Raw genomic sequence first — 21,090 nt, forward strand, 5'->3', positions numbered from 1 at the left:
ACCGCGGTTGACCCCGAGTAGTCTCCCCGCTGCTCGGGGTTTCTTTTTGCCTGGCGTTTTTCAGTTTTGCGCTTCGTCGAAAAACGTCTGGGCATCGCGCAGGTATTCCTCCTTCTTGACCATCCACTCGGCGTAAAACCCGATGAGTCGGGTGGTCCGCAGAACGCGCATTTCACGGTTGATCACCTCCATGGCCGCACGGCCCTTATCGGTCTTCGAGCAGCCGATGTGCGCAAACTGATATTTGGGCGCGTTCTTGATCGGAAAAAACTCCAGCTCCTCGAGCGGGATGCCTTGTTGTTGAGCGTGATAGCGCACCTCTGGCCAGTAGCTGATGATGGCCTGAAAACGGTCCATGCGTTCCATTTGCAGCATGCTGCCTACTGCCGCATTGCCATAGTGCAGGATCAGGCTGTCCGTTGCCGGCGTGGCGCGCAAGATCTTGTCGATGGTCGGGCCATAGCTGCGCTCGGCCACTATCCCGACTTTGACGGTTTTGCTTGCCAGCAGGGTGGCGAGGTCCAGATGGCCGTCCTCGGTCAGGAAGGGGGCGAATCGGGCGTGATTGCTCTTTTCGATGGTCACGCCGTTGCCGGGGGTGGCATAAGTCGGGATCGAAAACAGAATGGTTTTTTCGCGTTCTGCAGTCCATAGCAAGGTGGGATCACAGGCGAACACGTCCGGGTCCTGAAGCATTTGCGTACCCCGTGCGCGATTCACATGCATGATCTGGTGGTTGTACTCAGGCATGCGGGCGATCAACTCAGGCATCAACCTGTCAATTGCACCCTGGCCGGTCTGAGGGCCGGCGAAAATAGTCAGGGGCGGAAAGTCGCGCAACAGCCAGATGAGCGTCTCTTTGGCGTGTGCGGTGCCGGGCATCATGCTCAGCGATAAGCTCGCGAACAGGGCCAATGGCCCGCTGATGTGAAGGCGCAGGGTGCGAGTGAGCATCCGTCGATGTAAATCCCGAAAAAGCTGGTTGGCGCTCAGGCGTGTGCTGCCGCACCCGGTAGGGTCTGAGAGTGAAACGGCCCGCTCTGAAAACTTCATCCTGAAGGGTCTCGTACCAAGGTATCGGCGTGGTCGTCCATTTATTTAACACTCGCCACCTCGGATTGATTAAAGCACCGCGTTGCCGGTTCGGCACAGTGGGAGGGTCCTTCAACCGATCGGTCATCGCCTCGGGTCGTTGAATGCCCCTGCATCGGGTAGACTTGGCGCCTTCCCCTGTCTCTAGAAGCCCTTTCATGGCCCAGCCGTCAACGACCTACAAATTCGAATTGAACCTCACCGACCTGGATCGTGGGGTGTATGAAACCGTCAAGCAGACCATCGCTCGCCACCCCTCCGAGACCGAAGAGCGTATGGCCGTGCGCTTACTCGCTTATGCGCTCTGGTACAACGAGCACCTGTCATTCGGCCGGGGATTATCCGACGTGGATGAACCTGCGCTGTGGGAAAAAAGCCTGGATGATCGCGTTCTGCACTGGATCGAAGTCGGCCAGCCCGACGTCGATCGTCTGACCTGGTGCTCCCGTCGCACGGAACGTACCAGTCTGCTGGCCTACGGCAGCCTGCGGGTCTGGGAGGGCAAGGTGGTGCCTGCCGCTCAGGCGCTGAAAAACGTGAACATCGCAGCCGTTCCCCAAGACGTGCTGGAGACGCTCGCCCACGAAATGCCACGGGTGATCAAGTGGGACGTCATGATCAGCGAAGGCACGGTGTTCGTGACGGACGACCGTGGTCAGCATGAAGTGCAGTTGCAATGGCTGGCAGGGGAGCGCGGCTGATCCCCGCCGTCACGCCCTGCTCAACACGCGTCAACCCATGACCATCAGCGGAAACCGCATGCGCATCGAATCACGTCAGTTGCCCGACACCCTGCCATTCCTCGGCGATTTGCCCCCTTTGCTGACCCGTTTGTACGCCGCTCGCGGCGTGCTCTCGCAGGACGAGCTCGACAAAGGGCTGGCGCGGCTGATCCCTTACCAGCAACTCAAAGGCATCGATGCGGCTGTGGACTTGCTGGTCGACGCCCTGGAGCGACGCCAGCGTATTCTCATCGTGGGCGACTTCGATGCCGACGGTGCGACTGCCAGCACGGTCGGCGTGCTGGGGCTGCGTTTGCTCGGCGCGGCGCATGTCGACTACCTGGTACCGAACCGCTTCGAATACGGCTATGGATTGACCCCGGAAATCGTCGACGTTGCCCTGACGCGGGAACCCGGCCTGCTGATGACCGTGGACAACGGGATTTCCAGCGTCGAGGGCGTGGCGGCCGCCAAGGCCGCGGGGTTGCGGGTATTGATCACCGATCACCATTTGCCAGGCCATGAATTGCCCGCGGCCGATGCCATCGTCAACCCCAACCAGCCGGGCTGTACCTTCCCGAGCAAGGCGTTGGCCGGGGTGGGCGTGATGTTCTATGTGCTGATGGCCCTGCGGGCTCGCTTGCGCGACTTGGGTTGGTTTGCAACCCATGGCCGGGCGCAGCCGAATTTGGGCGAACTGCTGGACTTGGTGGCACTGGGGAGTGTGGCCGACGTCGTGCCGCTGGATGCGAACAACCGTATTCTGGTGCACCAGGGGTTGATGCGTATTCGCGCCGGGCGTGCCAGGCCGGGGTTGCGAGCCATTCTCGAAGTGGCCCGTCGTGACCCATCGCGCATCACCTCCACCGACCTGGGGTTCATCCTCGGTCCCCGGCTCAACGCAGCAGGTCGTCTGGATGACATGAGCCTTGGCATCGAATGCCTGCTGTGCGAAGACGAAGCCCAGGCGCGGGAAATGGCTGCGCAGTTGGACGCGCTCAATCAGGACCGCAAATCCATCGAGCAAGGTATGCAGCGCGAGGCGCTGGCGCAGTTGAAAGACCTGCCGGTGGAATCGATGCCGTTCGGTCTGTGCCTGTACGAGGCCGAATGGCATCAGGGCGTGATCGGGATTCTGGCCTCGCGGCTGAAAGAGCGATACCACCGTCCAACCATCGCCTTCGCCAGCGCGGGAGAAGGGATGTTGAAGGGCTCGGCCCGCTCGGTGCCCGGTTTTCACATTCGTGATGCGCTGGACGCCGTTGCGGCCCAGCACCCTGAGTTGATCAGCAAGTTCGGCGGCCATGCCATGGCGGCGGGTCTATCCTTGCCCGCCGACCATTTTGAGGCATTCGCCGAAGCCTTCGATGCGCAAGTGCGACAGCAGTTGACCGAGGAAGATTTGACGGGGCGCTTGTTGTCCGATGGCACGCTGGCGGTCGAAGAGTTTCATCTGGAGCTGGCGCGTGCGCTGCGCAACGCCGGGCCTTGGGGGCAACATTTCCCCGAGCCGCTTTTCCATGGGGTGTTTCAATTGGTCGAGCAGCGGGTGGTGGGCGAACGGCACTTGAAGATGGTGCTCAAGACCGAATGCGGCACCGTCAAGCTCGACGGCATTGCCTTCAGCGTGGACCGCGACGTCTGGCCAAACCCCGGGGTGCGTTGGGTGGAACTGGCCTACAGGCTCGATCTCAACGAATTCCGTGGAAATGAAACGGTTCAGCTGATGGTCGCGCACATCTCGCCACGTTGAGCGCACCAACGCTGGATAGCAGGAACCGCCCTCTCTTTCAGGTTGTCGACTAGGCTCTAGGGTCTCATCCTCGGGACCTTCCAACGCCATCTGAAAGAGGTGCACATGAGCCTGCTGCTTGAACCCATCACCTTTCGCCAATTGACGCTGCGCAATCGCATCGTGGTTTCGCCGATGTGCCAATACAGCTGTGCCGATGGTCTGGCCAATGACTGGCATCTCGTCCATCTGGGCAGCCGGGCCGTGGGTGGCGCAGGGTTGATCTTCACTGAAGCTGCCGCCGTGACCCGCGACGGCCGTATCACCCCGGAAGACCTCGGCATATGGTCCGACGACCAGATTGCGCCATTGCAGCGCATAACGCGTTTCATCAATGCCCAAGGCGCGGTGGCCGGTATTCAACTGGCCCATGCGGGACGCAAGGCGAGCACTTGGCGTCCCTGGCTGGGCAAGCAGGGCAGTATCCCTGCCGATCAGGGGGGCTGGACGCCATGGGGGCCGTCGAGCATCGCTTTCGATCCTCAGCACACTCCGCCCACGCCGCTTGACGAAGCGCAGATCAAAAGCGTCATCCAGGCCTTCGTCGACGCTGCCAAACGTGCGCTGACCGCGGGTTTTTCGGTGGTGGAAATTCACGCTGCGCATGGTTACCTGTTGCACCAGTTTCTCTCGCCGCTCAGCAATCAACGTCGCGATCAATACGGAGGCTCGTTCGAGAACCGCATCCGTCTGACGCTGGAGGTCACCGAAGCCGTGCGTCAGGTATGGCCGGACGAATTGCCATTGTTCGTGCGCGTATCTGCCACCGATTGGGTGGAGGATGGCTGGAATCCGGACGAAACCGTCGAACTGGCCAAGCGGCTCAAGGCGCTGGGCGCGGACCTGGTGGATGTGTCCTCGGGCGGCACGGCGGCCAATGCGGAAATCCCCGTCGGGCCGGGGTATCAGACCGAATTCGCCGGGCGTGTTCGCCAGGAGTCGGGAATCGCCACCGGGACCGTGGGCATGATCACCGAACCGTATCAGGCCGACACCATTCTGCGTACCGGTCAGGCCGATCTGATTTTGCTGGCTCGCGAACTGTTGCGCGATCCGTACTGGCCCCTGCATGCCGATGACGATCTGGGAGGCCGTCAGGCGGTATGGCCGGCTCAGTATCAGCGCGCCACTCACCGCGATCAGCCGATTCACGAGTCGGACCTGCGCGACTGAGGAGCGCCCTCGTCGAGTCCCGTCTACGCTTGCCTGCAGACCAATAAGAATGGGAGCAGCAAGATGGCAGTCGTTTCATTCGGCAACGCATGCAAAACGATGGTACTGACGGTGGTGGCCTGCATGTGGGTCACCCAGGCAACGGCGGCAGGGGATGAGGCACAGGAAGCCTCTGCCGCCAGAGCCTTGTTGGACAAGGCTGTCGCACATTATCGGCAAGTGGGCGACAAGGCCTTGGCCGAGTTCAGCCGACAGGGGGAATATGTCGATGGTGAGCGCTACGTATTCGTCACCGACACCCACGGTGTGATGCTGGCCAGCGGCGGACCTTCCGTGGCGTTAATCGGGCGCGACGTTTCCTCAGTGCTCGATCCAGACCTTCAAAAAGCCTTCAAACACGTCCTGCAGACCCCCGAAAGTGCGGGTGTCCAGCAGGCTGAGTATCGTTGGCAAAACTGGCGCGATGGCAAGGTCGAGCGCAAGCGCGTGTATTTCCAGCGAGTGGGGGAGCGGATCCTGGCGGTGGGGTATTACTTGCCGCGCGCCGCCCCTGAACAGGCCAGAGCGTTGCTCGACAAGGCCGCACAGGCGCTGGAGCAGGATCAGAACGGCACGCTTGAGGCGATCAATAATCTCAAGGGTGGATTCTTGCAGGACGACCTGTACGTATTTGTCGTCAACACCACGACTAAACGTTATGTCGCACACGGCACCAACCTGCGGCTGGTCAACACTGATTTCAGCAAGGTGAAAGACCCCGAAGGCAAGCCGGTCGGATTGCCGATGCTGGAAATGATCAAGAAGCAGCCTCAGGGCGACTATGAGTATCGTTGGCGCAACCCGGTCACTGGGAAGGTCGAGCACAAACACGCTTACATGCGCAAAGTCGGGGATCTGCTCGTTGCTGTGGGGTATTACAGCGGTTGAAAAGCGCACTGGGCATGCCTTCCGTTGCGGCCCGTGCGAGGGTGCCTGTGTGCTCGCTTCCTTCTGCGCCAACCGGGCGTCACCGATCCTTGTCGGCGCGCCCCCTCAACAGGTGATTCGGCATCCCCAGGGCCGCTGCCAGGCCGAGCACCGAAACCCCGGCGCTGGCCAGCAACAGATGCTGGAACGTCATCGCCAGTTGCGCCTGCAGCCCCGCCAGCGCGGGGCCACTCGCGGCATGCAGACTGTCCATCAACACATTGCCTGAACCGCCTTCACCAAGGGCGCCGCCGTCGACCTCGGCCAGCCCCGTTCCGGCCAGCATCACCAGCAACAGCGCCGACATGCTGGCCACGCCCACCGCCCCGCCCAATGAACGAAACAGGTTGGTGGTGCTGGTGGCCACACCCATGTCCTTGATGTCCACCGAGTTTTGAGTGCCTACCAAAGAGGTGGGAAATTGCAGCCCGCACGCGATGCCGGTGAGGACCATGAACAGGCCGGTGAGGACCACCGACTGCGCAGGTGTGAAGGCGATGCCGAGGATGGCGATCGGCATCAACAGCGCGCCGGTCAGAATGATGGGTTTGTAACGCCCGGTGTGGGATGTGCGCCGCCCGCCGAAGTAAGCGCCCATGGGCATGCCGATCGCCAGTGGCATCAGATGCAGTGCGGCACTGTCAGCGCCGCCGCCGGTGACCGTCTGGAAGCGCAGCGGCAGCAGGACGATCAGCGAAATGGCCTGGAAGCTGGTGAAGAAAATCGTGCACCAGCACAACACGGCGCTGCGGTTGGCGAATAGGTGCATCGGCAGCAGCGGCTCACGGGCCCGACGTTCGTAGAGCGTAAATGCTGCCAGCGCCAGCAAGGCGATCCCCAGTTGCAGCTGAACATGCCCATCGCGCCAACTGTGGCCTTGACCGATTTCCGTGATGCCGAGCAACAGGGCCGTCAGGCCGATGATCATGAGCACCGTCCCCAGGTAGTCAATGATCGGTTTGCGCTGTGGAACGGGAAGGCCGATGAGTGTCCGACGAGCCACCCACCAGGCCACCAGGCCCAACGGCAGGTTGATGATGAATACCCAGCGCCATGACAGGTATTCCGTCATGAAACCCCCGAGGACCGGCCCCGCCACGCTGGCGGCGGCGTACATGCTGCTGAAGTAGCCTTGGTAGCGGCCACGCTCGCGGGGCGGAACGATGTCGCCGATGATCGCCTGACTCACGGAAACCATCCCGCCTGCACCGATACCTTGCAGAACGCGCGCGAGCACCAATTGCTCCATGCTCTGGGCCATGGCGCAGAAAAGCGATGCGAGCGTGAACGTGCCCAACCCGAACAGCATCAGCCGACGACGGCCGTACAAGTCGCCGAGTTTGCCGTAAATGGGGACAGCGACGGTCAGGGCCACCATGTAGGCCGAAATGACCCAGGCAAGCAGATCGAAATCCTGGAATTGAGCGGAGATGGCCGGAATGGAAACGGCCACGATGGTCTGGTCCAGCGCGCTGAGGAAAACGGCCATCATCAGCGCAAACAGAATGCTGCGAATATCCGGGCGGGTTTGATTGAGGCTGGTCACGAACAGGGACTCGATCTGGCAGGTTGACCCGCCCAGGCTCGGCGGGAAAAGTCTGCTCAGTCTAGTCCGTTAGCTAGCTAATCGATAGCCGCCTTCGGTTGAAACCGGTGTGGCAATCAGCGCAACGCGCTGAAGCTGGCCTCTGTCGGCATACAGTGACCGAACGTGCATACGACCACGCCCCGTGGCGTCTGCCGCATCTGCTCGATCCTGTAGGCCCCGGCTGCATAGATGCTCAGCACTGTAGCAACCGCAACCACATACACCATCTGTCTTCTTATTGTGGTTCTCATGACGTGTACCTCGATCCGCGTACAAAAATCATTTTTTTGTCGGATAAGGTGAGTGTAGGCCCTCATACGTGATGATGGCGCTGCGCCGGGTATTGAATGTTTTTATCGCATTGGCCGGGGTGGCGACGGAATGACGATGGAACTTTAACGTTGTCCCGCTTGGGCTCGAAGCCAATCCAATAAAGCCTGGATCCCTGGCGTGCCCTGCGTGCGGTCTGGATAGACGAAGTAGTAGCCGGCGCCGGTCTTCAATCGCTCGTCAAAGGGGGTGACCAGACGGCCGGCCCGAAGATCCTCGCCAATGAGCGACCAGTCGCCGATCGCGATACCCGATCCTTGGGAGGCAACAGTCATGGCCAGGTCCATGGTATCGAAGTGTTGGCCCTTGCCGACATTGCCCAACTGCACGCCTGCCGCTTTCAGCCACTGGGTCCAGTCCTGTTCGTCGAGCGTGGGGTGCAACAGCATGTGCCGCTCCAGATCCGTGATCTGCGTCAGAGGTTCGGGACCGTTCAGCAACGCGGGCGCACACACCGGGGTGAGCTCTTCGTCGAGCAAGCGATGCACCTGCATCGAGTCACCGGGATGCGCCCCGTAGACCACCGCCGCATCGAAGCGCTCGCGACGGAAGTCCACGCCATGGGCAATGGTGGTCGTCAGTTCCACTGGCACGTCTGGCCGTTCCTTTTGCCACGTCATCAGACGGGGCAGCAACCACCGGGTAATGCACGTCGGCGCTTTCAGTTGTAACGCCTGCTGGCGAGTGCCCACATGGTCGACGGCATCCTCGATCAAGCCGAATACCTGCTCGATGCGCGGAAATAATTCACGTCCCTGGGCGGTCAGGCTCAAACCTCGGGCCTGACGATGGAACAGGGGATAGCCCAAATGGCTTTCCAGCCCTGCGATCTGGCGGCTCACGGCGCCCTGTGTGATGTGCAGTGTCTCCGCCGCTCGGGTGAAATTGCAGCATCGCGCAACCACCAAAAAGGTGTGAAGGGCGGGAAGGGGTGGCAAGCGTTTCATGGATGTCTGAAGCCATGATCTGAAAACATGGCTAAGCATGACATTTTTTGCGTTGTCACTGATACCGGGCCACGGTTCCAATGGGGCTCGCCGCCTGCTCCGGGCAACCGTGCGTGGGCGGCTTCAGGCGATCTCAAGAACGAGCAAAGGTCCAGACAAATGGCAACGTGTGGTGAAGTGTTGGTCAAGCTTCTCGAAGGGTATGGGGTGGAACGGGTATTCGGGATCCCGGGCGTGCACACCGTCGAGCTGTACCGGGGGCTGGCCAGGTCGTCGATCCGTCATATCACCCCACGCCATGAGCAAGGCGCCGGTTTCATGGCCGACGGCTATGCGCGCACCCGTGGCAAACCCGGAGTGTGCTTCATCATCACCGGCCCTGGGATGACCAACATCGCGACTGCCATGGGCCAGGCGTACGCCGACTCGATTCCCATGCTGGTGATCTCCAGTGTTCAGGCCCGCAGTCAACTGGGTGGGGGGCGCGGCAAGTTGCACGAACTTCCGGCGCAAGGCGCAATGATGGCGGGCGTTGCGGCGTTCTCTCACACATTGATGTCCGCCGCCGAACTGCCCGCGGTGCTCGCCCGTGCTTTCGCCGTATTTCAGGCGGGCCGCCCGCGACCGGTGCACATCGAAATCCCCCTGGACGTCATGGTCGAGAACGCCGACGCCCTGTTGGGCAGCGAGCCGGTGTCTATCTGCCGCGCGGGCCCGGACCCTGTCGCAATCAAGCGCATGGCCGCCTTCCTCGCTCAGGCCAAGCGCCCGTTGATTCTCGCCGGCGGTGGTGCCATCGATGCGGCCCCGGCATTGACGCAGTTGGCCGAGGCCCTGGAGGCGCCGGTTGCGCTGACGATCAATGCCAAGGGCATCCTGGCTGCCGACCATCCACTGCTGATCGGCTCCACGCAATCGTTGGATCCCGCACGCGCAATCATTGAAGCGGCCGATGTGGTCCTTGCCGTCGGCACGGAGCTGGCCGAGACCGACTATGACATCACCTTTCAAGGCCACTTCCAGATTCCCGGCACGCTGCTGCGCATCGATATCGACCCCGATCAGACCGTGCGCAATTTCCCGCCGCAGGTCGCGTTGGTCTCCGACGCGCGGACCGCGGTCGAGGCGCTGCTGAACGCCCTGGCCAATGAAACACGGGCCGAGCGCAATGCTGACTGGGGCCAAGCGCGTGCCGTGCAATTGAAGGCAACGCTGAACGCCACCTGGGATGAGGCGACGCGTGGCCAAACCTTGTTTCTGCGCACTGCGCTCGATGCGTTGCCCGATGTGGTCATCGTCGGCGACTCCACCCAGCCGGTCTACACCGGCAATCTGACGCTGGACCTGGATAAGCCCCGTCGTTGGTTCAATTCGTCCACTGGCTACGGCACGCTCGGCTATGCCTTGCCAGCAGCGGTGGGTGCGTGGCTGGGGCGCGACGACGCCCATGAGCGCGGTCCGGTGGCCTGTCTGATCGGCGACGGGGGGTTGCAGTTCACCCTGTCGGAGCTGGCCAGCGCGGTCGAAGCACGTACGCCCATCATCGTCTTGCTGTGGAATAACCAAGGCTACGAGGAAATCAAGAAGTACATGGTCAATCGGGCGATCGAGCCGGTCGGCGTGGATATTTACACCCCTGATTTCATCGGAGTCGCCAAGGCGCTGGGCTGTGCAGCGCAGACCGTCAGCGGCGTCGAGCCTTTGAAGGCCGCGTTGAGTGCAGCGGCGGCGCACACAGGGCCTACTGTGATTGAAATCGACCAACGCCTGTGGATGGAAGGATTGAAAGCATCATGAATGAAGCCGCAGATAGGCATCCGGTTTTGCAGGGGCTCTACCTCAACGGTCAATGGTGGGAGGGTAAAGAGCGTCTCGCGGTCATCAACCCGTCGACGGAAGCGCCTTTGGCAATCGTCACCGGGGGAGATGCGCAGTCAGTGGACGATGCCGTGCAGGCCTCCCGTTCGGCGTTCGACGCCTGGTCGAGGACGACGGGCGCCTTCAGGGCGGTGATTTTGCGTCGGATCGCCGCCGGTGTCGCAGAGCGGCGCGAGCGCTTGATGAGCCTTCAGTCCACCAATAATGGTAAGCCCGGTTTCGAGGCCGCCATGGACGTGGATGACGTCATTGCGACGTTCAACTATTACGCGGACCTGGCCGAGGCGGCAGACGTGCAGCAAAACCGCGAGGTGGCGCTGCCGACCGAGGCGTTTGCAGCCCGTCTGCGTCGGGAGCCGTGCGGCGTGGTGGGGTTGATCGTGCCGTGGAACTTCCCCATGGTGACCACCGCCTGGAAGCTCGCGCCTGCCTTGGCCGCCGGTTGCTGCGTGGTGCTCAAACCCTCGGAAATCACCCCGCTGGCGGAGCTTGAGCTCGCCCGGATCATTGCTGCGAGCGGCCTGCCGGACGGCGTGTTCAACCTCGTCTGCGGTACGGGGCTGGCCGTCGGCGCACCGATGGCAGGACACCCGGGCATTGCCAAGGTGTCGTTCACGGGCAGCAATGCGGTTGGCGTGCAAGTCATGCAGCGCGCCGCGGAAACGGTGAAGGGCGTGAGCCTCGAACTGGGCGGCAAATCGTCGCTGCTGGTGATGGCAGATGCTGATCTGGATCTGGCGGTTGAGCTGGCCAGTGGCGGCGGGTACTTCAACGCCGGGCAGATGTGCTCGGCGACCAGCCGTGTGTTGGTGGCTGAAGAACGCCTAGAGCCGTTTCTCCAACGCCTCGTCGCCAAAGCGCAGTCGATCAGGGTGGGCAGCCCCGAAGAGGACGGTGTCGAGATGGGGCCGCTGGTCAATCAAGCGCAGTATCGCCGGGTCGTCGATCACATTGAGACCGCAAAGGCCGACGGTGCGCGGTTGTTGTGTGGCGGACAGCGTCCGGCCAGCCAGCCTCGGGGGTACTTCCTGGAGCCGGCAGTGTTCACGCAAGTGCCGCTGAACTGTGCGCTGTGGCGCGAAGAAATCTTCGGCCCTGTGCTGTGCGTGCGCGGGTTCAGCTCCGAGGCCGAAGCCATCGCACTGGCCAATGACAGCCCGTTTGGCCTGGTTGCCAGCGTGGTCAGCAGCGACAGTAGGACGGCGGACCGGGTTGCCGACGCCTTGCAGGCGGGCACGGTATGGATCAATTCACCCCAGGTGATCTTCCCCCAGACGTCTTGGGGCGGTTTCAAGCAGAGCAGCCTGGGTCGTGAGTTGGGCCCTTGGGGCATGCAAGCGTTCCAGGAAATCAAGCACGTGGTACGTGCGACTTGATTACAGCGTCTTGCGCAGGCGCGCCAAGTCCCTTAGCGGTGGTGCGCCGAACAATCGACTGTATTCGCGGCTGAATTGGGACGGGCTTTCATAGCCGACCCGGTAGCCCGCCGCGGAAGCTTCAAGGCCCTCGGCCAGCATCAGGCGCCGCGCTTCCTGCAAACGCAGCTGTTTCTGGTACTGCAGGGGGCTCATGGCGGTCACTGCCTTGAACCGATGGTGCAGAGTGGACACGCTGAGGTTCACTTCACGCGCCAGCTCTTCGATCCGCAACGGTTGCTGGAAATGGTGGTTCAACCACTTGATCGCCTGGGTCACGCGATGGGTCTGACAGTTGGAAATCGCGATTTCATACAGCCGATAGCCTTCGCTGCCCCGTAGCAACCGGTAAAGAATCTCGCGGGTGATCAGCGGCGCCAGCATGGGGATGTCTTTCGGGGTATCGAGCAGGCGAATCAGCCGGATCACCGCGTCCAGCAATTGTGCATCGATACGCTCGACATACATCCCGCGACCGCTGGGTCGGGTCGGTACGCTCATCGGCCCGGCCTCGGCGATCAGCGCATTGATGTCGGCCGGATCGATGTCCAGGCGCATGGCCAGGTGCGGTTCTTCTGGCGAGGCATACACCACCTTGCCGCTGATCGGCAGCGCCACGGAGACCACCAGGTAGTTGAGCGGATCGTAGGTGAACACTTCTCCGCCGAGGGTCACGTCCTTACGTCCCTGAGCCATGATGCACAGCGCCGGTTGCACCAGGCCGGGGACGGATTGCTGAGGCTGGTCATGGCGAACCATGAACAGCGACTTGACCACAGTCTGGAAGCTACCGTCGGTTGGTGCATGGCGGCGGATGAGGTCTGCGAGTTCGGCGCGCTGCTGTTCCATCTGCGCGCTCAATCGAGGCAGGGGAGGGGTGACAGGCATCGCGGGCGCAACAGCGGTGGGCAGCATGGGAAGTCCTCACATGAAGCATTGATGCAGCACAGCTTATTTTTGTGCAATCGCCAGCGTTAGGCGGATCCTGTCGGATGATTGCCTGATTCTGCTCCGGCTTCACCCTTCACGCGACGAAATGCCCGGCACAGCGGGGGCGATTGCTTGAAAGTCCCGTCGCCCTGTTGCCGATACTGGAGGCCCGGCCCCGCTTCTGACGACGGCCGCAGCAGAATCAGGCAATAACGGGGCAGTATTTGGCTAACTGCTATTGCGTTCTGGCACCTAATCTTCACTTCCAGCCGCAAAGACATTCTCCGTTGCGGTGGAGCTACAGGAGCACAGACCATGCACAATACTTCCGTCGTGAGCCACCTCATCTATGTGCGCGCCAGTGCAGGAAACAGCGCGCGATTGGGTGCACGTTTGAGCACATTGGTTGGCCCGTCCTCCAAAGCCTTTGGCTGTCTGCACTTCGCCTTGCAGAAATCACTGACTGAGGATGACCTGTGGGTCATCCACGGCGGATGGGCCGATGAGTCGGCGATGAATGACTGGGTGGCCGCACCTGAGCTGAAGGTGTTTGCCGAGCTGATGAGTGAGCGACTGGTCAAGAGCCTGGATTTTCAGACCTTCGCCAGCGTAGCGACAACCAGGTCCGCTTGCGGATGGCCCACTGAGCGTTTGGCGGGCTGAACTCCGACCGATAACGGCCCATTCTCCAGACCGCTGCGCCTGGCAGGAGGCGACGATGGCGCGAGCACGGGCAGAATGGAAGTCGAACGTTTAAGATGCCTGCCTCATTCTTTGAAGCAGGGTCTTTCCCAATGGCACGCAAAGCGTTTGCGCATTATGAAGCAGTTTCCGCTGCGATCCCCCGCGACGGCGGCTATGACGCCGCCATTGCCGTCAAAGCGCTCGGGGCTGGCGGCGGGCCGATCTTTCATCGGGTGCTGGCCGATCAGACATTCACCACCGCGCTGGCTGCCGACCTGGCCGCCGTCGACGAACTGGAGCGTCTGATTGACGTCACGTCCGAGGGCGAATTGATGTTCGCGCAGGATTGATAAGCTTGGTCACGCTTTGGGCCGGTACATTTTGAACAGCGCCTCCGGCCCCACTTGGAAGTAATCGGCTGGGCCGCCTCCGCGCAAGATGGGCTCACCGGCTGCCGTGTCGTAGACCCCCTCCTTAAGCAACCGCTTGGCGATGTGAATCGCCACGACTTCTCCCAGAATCAACCAACTCGGCACCACCTCCTTGTCGGCCCGCTGCAGTTGGATGATCTGCGTCAGCTTGCATTCAAACGCGACGGGCGTTTCCTTGACACGCGGCACGGACACGATGCGCGACGGCTCGGCGGTGAGATTTGCCAGCTCGAATTCATTCACATCCGCGCTGACCGGTGCGCAACTGAGGTTCATCTGCTCGGCCAGCGGCCGCGTGGCTAGATTCCAGACAAATTCCTCGGTCTGCTCGATGTTGTTCAGGCTGTCTTTACGCCCGATGCTGCAGAATCCGATGATCGGCGGCACGTAATTGAACGCGTTGAAGAAACTGTAGGGCGCCAGATTGAGCTTGCCCTCAGCGTCGTGCGAGGAGATCCAACCAATGGGGCGGGGGCCAACGATGGCATTGAAGGGGTCGTGGGGCAAACCGTGCCCTTTCGAGGGTTCGTAGAAATGAATGTCGTCTGACATGGGCGTTTCCTGACGTGGGCGTAATCAGCCGTCGCGCAAGCAGCGGCTTTCGGAAGAGAGTGAGAGCCATAGTGCTTGGCATTATGGCCGGAAGCCAGGCGGCGGTAATCCAGCGAGCAAAAAAAAGCCCGGCATCAGCCGGGCGACAAAGGGAGTTTCGGGAGGTTGAACAACAATGAAGCGGTCAATCAGCCGACGCGATTAGCGCCTACATGGTCGGCGCCGTCAGCGGCCAGGCGGTTGGCACCGACGTGGTCGGAACCGTCCGCAGCTTGACGATTGGCACCTACACGGTCAGCACCGTCGGAGGCCAGGCGGTTGGCACCGACGTGGTCGGAACCATCGGCGGCTTGACGATTGGCACCTACACGGTCAGCACCGTCGGAGGCCAGGCGATTGGCACCGACGTGGTCGGAACCATCAGCGGCTTGGCGATAAGAACCTGTATGCGATGCGTTGGTGTGGGACGAGCCACCCTCGGCGACCACATTGCCTTGAATAACAGAATGATTATCGGAAGTTGGCAGAGCGAACGCGCTCGATGCCAGGATCGACAGACTAAGACCAAAGATCAGATTCGAAGTTTTCATGATGTTAGCTCCAGCAAAGTTCAATAAATTTTTCAACTTGGGTATGGAGCTAAGTTTACGCGCGTAGGGATTAAGTAGAAGTTAACAAGATTGCTATCCACCATCGCCAAAAATGATAGTTGGCTGGAGCGCCCGGTTTTAAAGCGTTTCGAGGGGTGTTGAACCGAAATGGGGCATTTTTCTTGACTTTTGGTCAGATAGGCGCTTGACAGAAATCCACTATTGTGATGCCCATTTATGATCGCGCCTTCTTCCTTCGGCGCAATCCCGGAGAGGTCCGACCGGCCACTCGGACAAGGGGGGCGTCGCAGGAAATGAGACGCGTTGAAAAGCGGGGCTTTCGACGCGCTTTGGCGCTGCAAAAAATTAAGCCCGGCGAATGCCGGGCCAAGAGGGAACAGGTGAATCTTTAACTGATGCGATTTGCGCCTACGCGATCTGCACCGTCGGCAGCGACTCGATTTGCACCAACATGGTCAGCGCCGTCTGCAGCCACACGGTTGGCACCTACTCGATCGGCGCCGTCGGAAGCCACACGATTGGCGCCTACACGGTCGGCACCGTCGGAAGCTACACGGTTGGCACCCACACGGTCAGCACCGTCGGAAGCCACGCGGTTGGCGCCTACACGGTCAGCACCGTCAGAAGCCACGCGGTTGGCGCCTACACGGTCAGCGCCGTCGGAAGCGACGCGGTTGGCACCCACACGGTCAGCACCATCAGAAGCCAGCCGACCGACGTTAGTGTGCGAAGAGCCATTTTCGGCAACAACCGGTGCATTAATCTGTTTGTGCCCTTCAACCGCAGGAAGTGCAAATGCGCTGCTTGCAAGAATCGAAAAAGCCAGGCCGAAGATCAGTTTGTTAGTTTTCATGATAGTTGCTCCAGTTCGAATAAGTAGTGGGTCACTCGGTATGGAGTTAACTTTACTCGGCTCAGAATGATTAAGAAGTCAATCGCATTGCTAGCGAACATTGCTGAAATTGATACTAGAAAAGCGTCAGCGTATTCAGCCACTTAGCGATCATCTCAGCGGAGCTGGCGTGATCGCCCTGGCAGGCTGACGGACGCGTATCTCCATCGTCCCCCTGTGCAGGAGGGCGATCGCCCCTGCCTTGACCCTGTGGATCGGCGAGATAAGCATGTTGGACAGGTGTAGATGACGAGCGCAGCACGATTGGGCAATCGTACAGCTGCGCTCGATGAAACAGCAGAGCGGTGCCACCCATGAATAGCGCGGCGGGGCAGGGATGCCGTCAGTCGGTCTCGATTCGCGAATGCTTGCGCGTGTCCTTCATGAAGACATACACCAGCAGCGAAACGGCGATACAAACGGTCACGTACCAGTAGTAGCCCGTTTCCATGCCGACGCTTTTGAACCACAAGGCGATGTACTCAGCGGTGCCGCCGAAGATTGAAACAGTCAAAGCGTAGGGCAGGCCAACACCCAGTGCGCGGATCTCGGTGGGAAAGAGCTCGGCTTTGACGACCGCGTTGATCGAGGTGTAGCCGCTGACGATGATCAGGGCGGCCATGATCAGGAAGAACGCTCCCCACCACGTTTGGATCGTGTGCAGGGTGCTCAGGATGGGGACGGTGCACAGAGTGCCCAGCACGCCGAAGGCGATGAGGATCGGCCGACGGCCGACCTTGTCCGACAGCGCGCCGATGACTGGCTGCAGGCACATGAACAGAAACAGCGTTGCGGCGGAAATGGTCGTGGAATCGGAAATGCTCATCCCGACGGTATTGACCAGGTATTTCTGCATGTAAGTCGTGTAGGTGTAGAAGGCCAGCGTGCCTCCCATGGTCAGGCCGACCACCGTCGCCAGTTCCTTGGGATGACGCATCAAGGTGCGCATCAGGCTCTCTTTCGATTTTTCCTTCTTGGCGAACGACTCGGTCTCTTCCATGCCGCGACGCAGAAACAGCGCAACCACCGCACACAGTGCGCCAATGGCGAACGGGATACGCCAGCCCCATGCGTTCAGTTGTTCGGTCGAGAGCGTTTGCTGAAGCACGATCAATACGCCCAGCGCGATCAATTGGCCCGAGATCAGCGTCACGTATTGAAAGCTGGAGTAGAAACCACGGCTTTCCTTGGTTGCCATTTCGCTCAGGTAAGTGGCCGAGGTGCCGTATTCGCCACCCACGGACAGTCCCTGCATCAGCCGCGCAAGGACCAGCAGGATCGGTGCGCCGACACCGATGGTTTCATAGCCTGGCGTCAGGGCGATGATCAGTGAGCCGAAGCACATCAGCAGTACCGACGCCATCAATGCGGCCTTGCGGCCTTTGCGGTCGGCGTACAAGCCCATCAGCCAGCCCCCGATGGGGCGCATCAAAAAGCCCACGGCGAAGATGGCGGCGGTGTTGAGCAGTTGCGCGGTGGTATCGCCCTTGGGGAAGAAGACCTTGGCGAAGTAAAGGGAGAACGCCGCGTAGACGTACCAGTCGTACCACTCGACCATGTTACCGACCGAACCGCTGAAAATGGATTTCAGGCGGCTGCCGGTGGTTTTTTGAGGCGTGGACGCGGACGTGGATTCGGCGGATGCGGAATGAGGGACGGCCATAGGGTTACCTGCAAGTCATTGTTTTTAGAAGGCGCGCAGTGATGCGGTCTGATGACTGTGATAGCAGGAGCTGTGCCAGGCCCCGAAAGGCCCGGTCTAGAAGGGCTGGCGCATTTTTGATGAGCGGAAATCCGCCGAGAGGAGGCCCTAGGATGCGCGGAATGTCGCCGATGCAACAGGCTCCACCCTGTCATCCCGCGATCATCGGGGACCCAGGCGACCGTCAGGTAAGAACTGTTCCCGCGTCAGACCATGGCGCTGCATCTTTTCATTCAAGGTTCGCCGGGGCAGTTGCAGCTCGTTCAGAACGGCTTTGATGTCACCGCAATGCCGGCTCAACGCAGCGCGCAGGCAATGGGCCTCGAACGCTTCCTGGCGGGCCACCAGCGATTGGCCTTCCGGAGCTTCGACCGAAGCTGGATTTTCCAGTCCCAGCACTTGCCGTTCGGCAGCATTGGCCAGTTCGCGGACGTTACCGGGCCAGTCGTGGCTGAGTAAGTGCCCCAACTGTGCACCGCTGAGCGTCGGTGCATTTCGGCCTAGACGCTCAGCGGCCTGGCGCGCGAAATGGCTGAACAGGAGGGGAATGTCTTCGCGCCGCTCGCGTAGGGGAGGGAGTCGCAATTCAGCGATGTTCAGCCGATAGGCCAGATCCTCGCGGAAGCGGCCCGCGCGAGCCTCGTCGAGCAGATCGGGTTTGGTCGCCGCGACGATGCGCAGGTCGACCTCAATGCTCTGGTTCGAGCCCAGCCGCTCCAGGCGTCGCTCCTGAATGACCCGCAACAGCTTGGCCTGCTGGGCCAGCGGCATGCTTTCGATCTCATCGAGAAACAAGGTGCCGCCATCGGCGTATTCCAGTTTGCCGATCCGCTTGCCCTGCGCGCCGGTGAAGGCGCCGCTTTCGTGACCGAACAGCTCCGCTTCGAACAACGTCTCGGGAATGGCGGCGCAGTTGACGGCCACAAACGGTTTTTTAGCGCGAGGGCCGAAGTCGTGCAGACACCGCGCGACCATCTCCTTACCACTCCCGGTTTCACCACGAATCAACACATTGACGGGCAGCGGCGCCAGGTCCAGCACGTGGCGCCGCAGCGTCTGCATCATCGGCGATACGCCCTGCAGCGTGGCCTCAAGGCGAGTCCGTGTGTCCGCCTGCGCGTGCAACCGCTGATTTTCGAGCACCAGGGCTCTCTTTTCCAACGCGCGGCGCAGGCTGGCGAGCAGCGTTTCCGGGGTGAAGGGTTTCTCCAGGAAGTCATAGGCGCCGTCGCGCATGGCCTCGACCGCCATCGGCACATCGCCATGGCCCGTCAGCAGGATCACGGGCAGTTCGGGGTCACGCGCCTGAAGTTCAGCCAGCAGTTCCAGCCCATCCATGTCCGGCATGCGCACGTCGCTGAGCACCACGCCCGGAAAGTCAACCGGCAAGCGCTTGAGACACTCGTGCGCACGGCTGAAGAGTGTCACCTCGAAACCCGATAGCGACAGCCACTGTTCGATGGCTTCTCGAATAGGCGCTTCGTCATCGACCACGATCACTGAGTTCAGCATGGCAGTTCAGCCTCTGGTGCCTTGGGCAGGGAAAAAGAAAATGCGGCGCCATCGTTCACATTGGCAGCGATCAAGCGGCCGCCGGATTCGTGGACAATCGCATACGACACCGCCAGCCCGAGTCCCAGGCCGTCGCCCACGGGTTTGGTGGTGAAGAATGGGTCGAAGACATTGCCTAGGTGCTCGTGGGCAATTCCGCCACCGTTGTCCGAGACCGAAAGCTGCCACCGACCCTGCTCGTCAGTGATCCGGATCTGCAGGCGCTTGAGCGGTTTATCGCGCATGGCATCCAGCGCATTACGCAGCAGGTTGATCAACACCTGCTCAAGCCGGATCGCGTCGCCCTGCACCCAGGCGGGACGGGTCAGGTCCAATTCAATGTCCACCCGCTCATGGCGAATTCGGGCGTCCAGAAGCAGCAGTGCCTGATCCACCACGCTCGCCAGATCCAGCCGTTCGCGCAGGCCGCTGGGGCTTTTGCGGGCGAACGTCTTGAGGTGGCCCGTGAGGGCGGCCATGCGGGTGAGTTGCTGGTCGAGCAATGCGAGCGCTTTAGCGGCGTCCTCTACGCGCCCCTGATCGAGGAGCAGGCGCAAGGTTGCCAGTTGCATCCGCTGTGCGGTCAGCGGTTGATTGATTTCGTGCGCCAGCGCCGCCGACATCTGCCCTAGCGCGGCCAGCTTGGTCGACTGCACCAGGCCTTCCTGAGCAGTCTGCAGGTCGCGGGTCCGGGCTTCGACCAACCGCTCGAGTTCTTCGCGGCTGCGTTGACGAATCCTGGCCAGCCGCCAGCGCTGGTACACGAACAGACCCGAGAAGACGAGGGTCAACCAGATGCCTGCCGCTGCCAGCGCAGCGTTGCGAAGGTCTTCGACCGCTGGCTGCGGTTTGCGCAACAGGTGCAAGGTCCAGCCTTCCGGTTGCAAGGGCAGTGATTGCCAGAGGTAGTCGGCCGTGCCATCGGGCGCGGCAATGCGGCTCAATTCGCTGTGCTCGCCGAAGGTGCGCAGGGTTTCCCGATGCAACGCGCTCAGCGGCTGTTTATCGTATTGGCGGGTGGTGCGCAGCTCGAGCAGATCCGGATCCGACAGTGGCTGCAATATGCGATAGCGCCAGGCGGGCTGGTTGGCGATGAAGACGATGCCTTTGGCGTCGCTGACCAGCAGCACATCATCCCCTTGAGCCCACGAGTGCTCCAGATCGGGGAATTCGAGCTTGACCACCATCGCTCCGATGAACTGCCCTGCATCGTCGCGAACGGCATTCGACAGGAAGTAGCCCGGTATCCCGCTGGTCACGCCCACCGCATAGAAGCGCCCGACGCCGGTGGCTTTAGTCTGGGTGAAATACGGGCGAAAGCCGTAGTTGTGGCCAACGTAACTGCTGGGCAGTTTCCAATTACTGGCGCCAATGGCCAGCCCGTTGCGGTCAAGCAATTCTAGGGTCGATGACCGGGCCGCGCCGTTGATCTGCTCCAGTTTCACATTCAGTGCCCGGGTCGTCTTGGCGTCGACCGGACCGCTCAACGCGGCCCGCAGTTCTGGGTCAAGCGCCAGCACGGCGGGCAGCGCGCGATAGCGTTCAATCAGGGTCTGCAGGGTGTTGGCGTAGAGCGAGAGCTGTCGCTGCGCCCGTGCTGCATCGTCTTCCAGCGCATGGCGCTGCGCCTGCTGCATGGCCAGCATCGCCACGGCCACCGCACCGGCGACGATCAACAGCACGTAGAGCAGGAGGCGAGCGAGACGGGGCATGGCGGATGGCCTGTTGACCTGACGGGCGTGTCAGCCGGTGGAGACGGCAGATAAACACGATGCAGGCGATTTCATTCTGAGCGGCATTTGGATGGCTTGCCATTCGTGACGATGAGTGCTCA

Annotated in this window: 18 protein-coding genes; 8 read left to right on the top strand and 10 right to left on the bottom strand. The window is 61.2% G+C overall.

Going from position 1 to position 21,090, the window contains the following annotated elements; all coding sequences use genetic code 11:
• Positions 1-60: 60 nt before the first annotated feature.
• Positions 61-954 (bottom strand): TIGR02285 family protein, encoded by an 894-nt coding sequence (locus tag N5D61_RS19395; protein WP_279893874.1) that lies wholly within the window; start codon positions 952-954, stop codon positions 61-63.
• 296 nt (positions 955-1,250) lie between these two features.
• Between N5D61_RS19395 and N5D61_RS19400 the strand changes: the two genes are divergently transcribed.
• The 4 genes from N5D61_RS19400 (at position 1,251) to N5D61_RS19415 (ending at position 5,706) form a co-directional block, all read left to right on the top strand.
• Positions 1,251-1,793 carry a YaeQ family protein gene (locus N5D61_RS19400; protein WP_108237016.1) on the top strand — a complete coding sequence of 181 codons (543 nt, stop codon included), beginning with the start codon at positions 1,251-1,253 and terminating at the stop codon, positions 1,791-1,793.
• A gap of 58 nt (positions 1,794-1,851) precedes the next feature.
• Positions 1,852-3,567: a single-stranded-DNA-specific exonuclease RecJ gene (gene recJ / locus N5D61_RS19405; protein WP_279893875.1), complete on the top strand. Its 1,716-nt coding sequence runs from the start codon at positions 1,852-1,854 to the stop codon at positions 3,565-3,567.
• A 105-nt stretch (positions 3,568-3,672) separates the two neighbouring features.
• Positions 3,673-4,779 (top strand): NADH:flavin oxidoreductase/NADH oxidase, encoded by a 1,107-nt coding sequence (locus N5D61_RS19410; RefSeq protein ID WP_279893876.1) that lies wholly within the window; start codon positions 3,673-3,675, stop codon positions 4,777-4,779.
• A 123-nt stretch (positions 4,780-4,902) separates the two neighbouring features.
• The gene (locus N5D61_RS19415; protein ID WP_279893962.1) at positions 4,903-5,706 is read left to right on the top strand and encodes a cache domain-containing protein; all 804 of its coding nucleotides are present in this window, start codon (positions 4,903-4,905) and stop codon (positions 5,704-5,706) included.
• Between the two features lie 79 nt (positions 5,707-5,785).
• On the opposite strand, the gene N5D61_RS19420 is transcribed toward N5D61_RS19415, so the two are convergent.
• On the bottom strand, positions 5,786-7,291 hold the full coding sequence (locus N5D61_RS19420) for an MDR family MFS transporter (RefSeq protein WP_279893877.1): 1,506 nt from the start codon (positions 7,289-7,291) through the stop codon (positions 5,786-5,788).
• Between the two features lie 437 nt (positions 7,292-7,728).
• On the bottom strand, positions 7,729-8,610 hold the full coding sequence (locus tag N5D61_RS19425) for a LysR substrate-binding domain-containing protein (protein ID WP_279893878.1): 882 nt from the start codon (positions 8,608-8,610) through the stop codon (positions 7,729-7,731).
• A gap of 159 nt (positions 8,611-8,769) precedes the next feature.
• On the opposite strand from N5D61_RS19425, the gene N5D61_RS19430 reads away from it, so the two are divergent.
• Positions 8,770-10,407, top strand: a complete 1,638-nt coding sequence (locus N5D61_RS19430) for a 5-guanidino-2-oxopentanoate decarboxylase (protein WP_279893879.1) — start codon at positions 8,770-8,772, stop codon at positions 10,405-10,407.
• Positions 10,404-11,864, top strand: a complete 1,461-nt coding sequence (locus N5D61_RS19435) for an aldehyde dehydrogenase family protein (RefSeq protein WP_279893880.1) — start codon at positions 10,404-10,406, stop codon at positions 11,862-11,864. The genes N5D61_RS19430 and N5D61_RS19435 overlap by 4 nt, the downstream gene beginning before the upstream one ends.
• On the opposite strand, the gene N5D61_RS19440 is transcribed toward N5D61_RS19435, so the two are convergent.
• On the bottom strand, positions 11,865-12,791 hold the full coding sequence (locus N5D61_RS19440) for an AraC family transcriptional regulator (RefSeq protein WP_279893963.1): 927 nt from the start codon (positions 12,789-12,791) through the stop codon (positions 11,865-11,867).
• A gap of 357 nt (positions 12,792-13,148) precedes the next feature.
• Between N5D61_RS19440 and N5D61_RS19445 the strand changes: the two genes are divergently transcribed.
• Both N5D61_RS19445 and N5D61_RS19450 read left to right on the top strand, forming a co-directional pair.
• Complete coding sequence (locus tag N5D61_RS19445) at positions 13,149-13,496, top strand: antibiotic biosynthesis monooxygenase (protein WP_279893881.1); 348 nt, start codon at positions 13,149-13,151, stop codon at positions 13,494-13,496.
• Positions 13,497-13,627: 131 nt separating this feature from the next.
• Complete coding sequence (locus N5D61_RS19450) at positions 13,628-13,867, top strand: hypothetical protein (protein WP_279893882.1); 240 nt, start codon at positions 13,628-13,630, stop codon at positions 13,865-13,867.
• 9 nt (positions 13,868-13,876) lie between these two features.
• Here the strand turns inward: N5D61_RS19450 and N5D61_RS19455 are convergent, their stop codons facing one another.
• The 6 genes from N5D61_RS19455 to N5D61_RS19480 all read right to left on the bottom strand — a co-directional run bounded on the left by N5D61_RS19455 (position 13,877) and on the right by N5D61_RS19480 (position 20,968).
• Positions 13,877-14,500 (bottom strand): flavin reductase family protein, encoded by a 624-nt coding sequence (locus N5D61_RS19455; protein ID WP_279893883.1) that lies wholly within the window; start codon positions 14,498-14,500, stop codon positions 13,877-13,879.
• 188 nt (positions 14,501-14,688) lie between these two features.
• Positions 14,689-15,090, bottom strand: a complete 402-nt coding sequence (locus tag N5D61_RS19460) for a hypothetical protein (RefSeq protein WP_279893884.1) — start codon at positions 15,088-15,090, stop codon at positions 14,689-14,691.
• Positions 15,091-15,499: 409 nt separating this feature from the next.
• Positions 15,500-15,964: a hypothetical protein gene (locus N5D61_RS19465; protein ID WP_108237027.1), complete on the bottom strand. Its 465-nt coding sequence runs from the start codon at positions 15,962-15,964 to the stop codon at positions 15,500-15,502.
• Positions 15,965-16,346: 382 nt separating this feature from the next.
• Positions 16,347-17,666, bottom strand: coding sequence for an MFS transporter (locus N5D61_RS19470; protein WP_279893885.1), 1,320 nt, complete (start codon positions 17,664-17,666; stop codon positions 16,347-16,349).
• 201 nt (positions 17,667-17,867) lie between these two features.
• On the bottom strand, positions 17,868-19,217 hold the full coding sequence (locus N5D61_RS19475; protein WP_279893886.1) for a sigma-54 dependent transcriptional regulator: 1,350 nt from the start codon (positions 19,215-19,217) through the stop codon (positions 17,868-17,870).
• Complete coding sequence (locus N5D61_RS19480; RefSeq protein WP_279893887.1) at positions 19,211-20,968, bottom strand: ATP-binding protein; 1,758 nt, start codon at positions 20,966-20,968, stop codon at positions 19,211-19,213. The genes N5D61_RS19475 and N5D61_RS19480 overlap by 7 nt, the downstream gene beginning before the upstream one ends.
• Positions 20,969-21,090 lie beyond the last annotated feature (122 nt).

Source organism: Pseudomonas sp. GD03842 (assembly GCF_029841165.1).
GTDB lineage: Bacteria > Pseudomonadota > Gammaproteobacteria > Pseudomonadales > Pseudomonadaceae > Aquipseudomonas.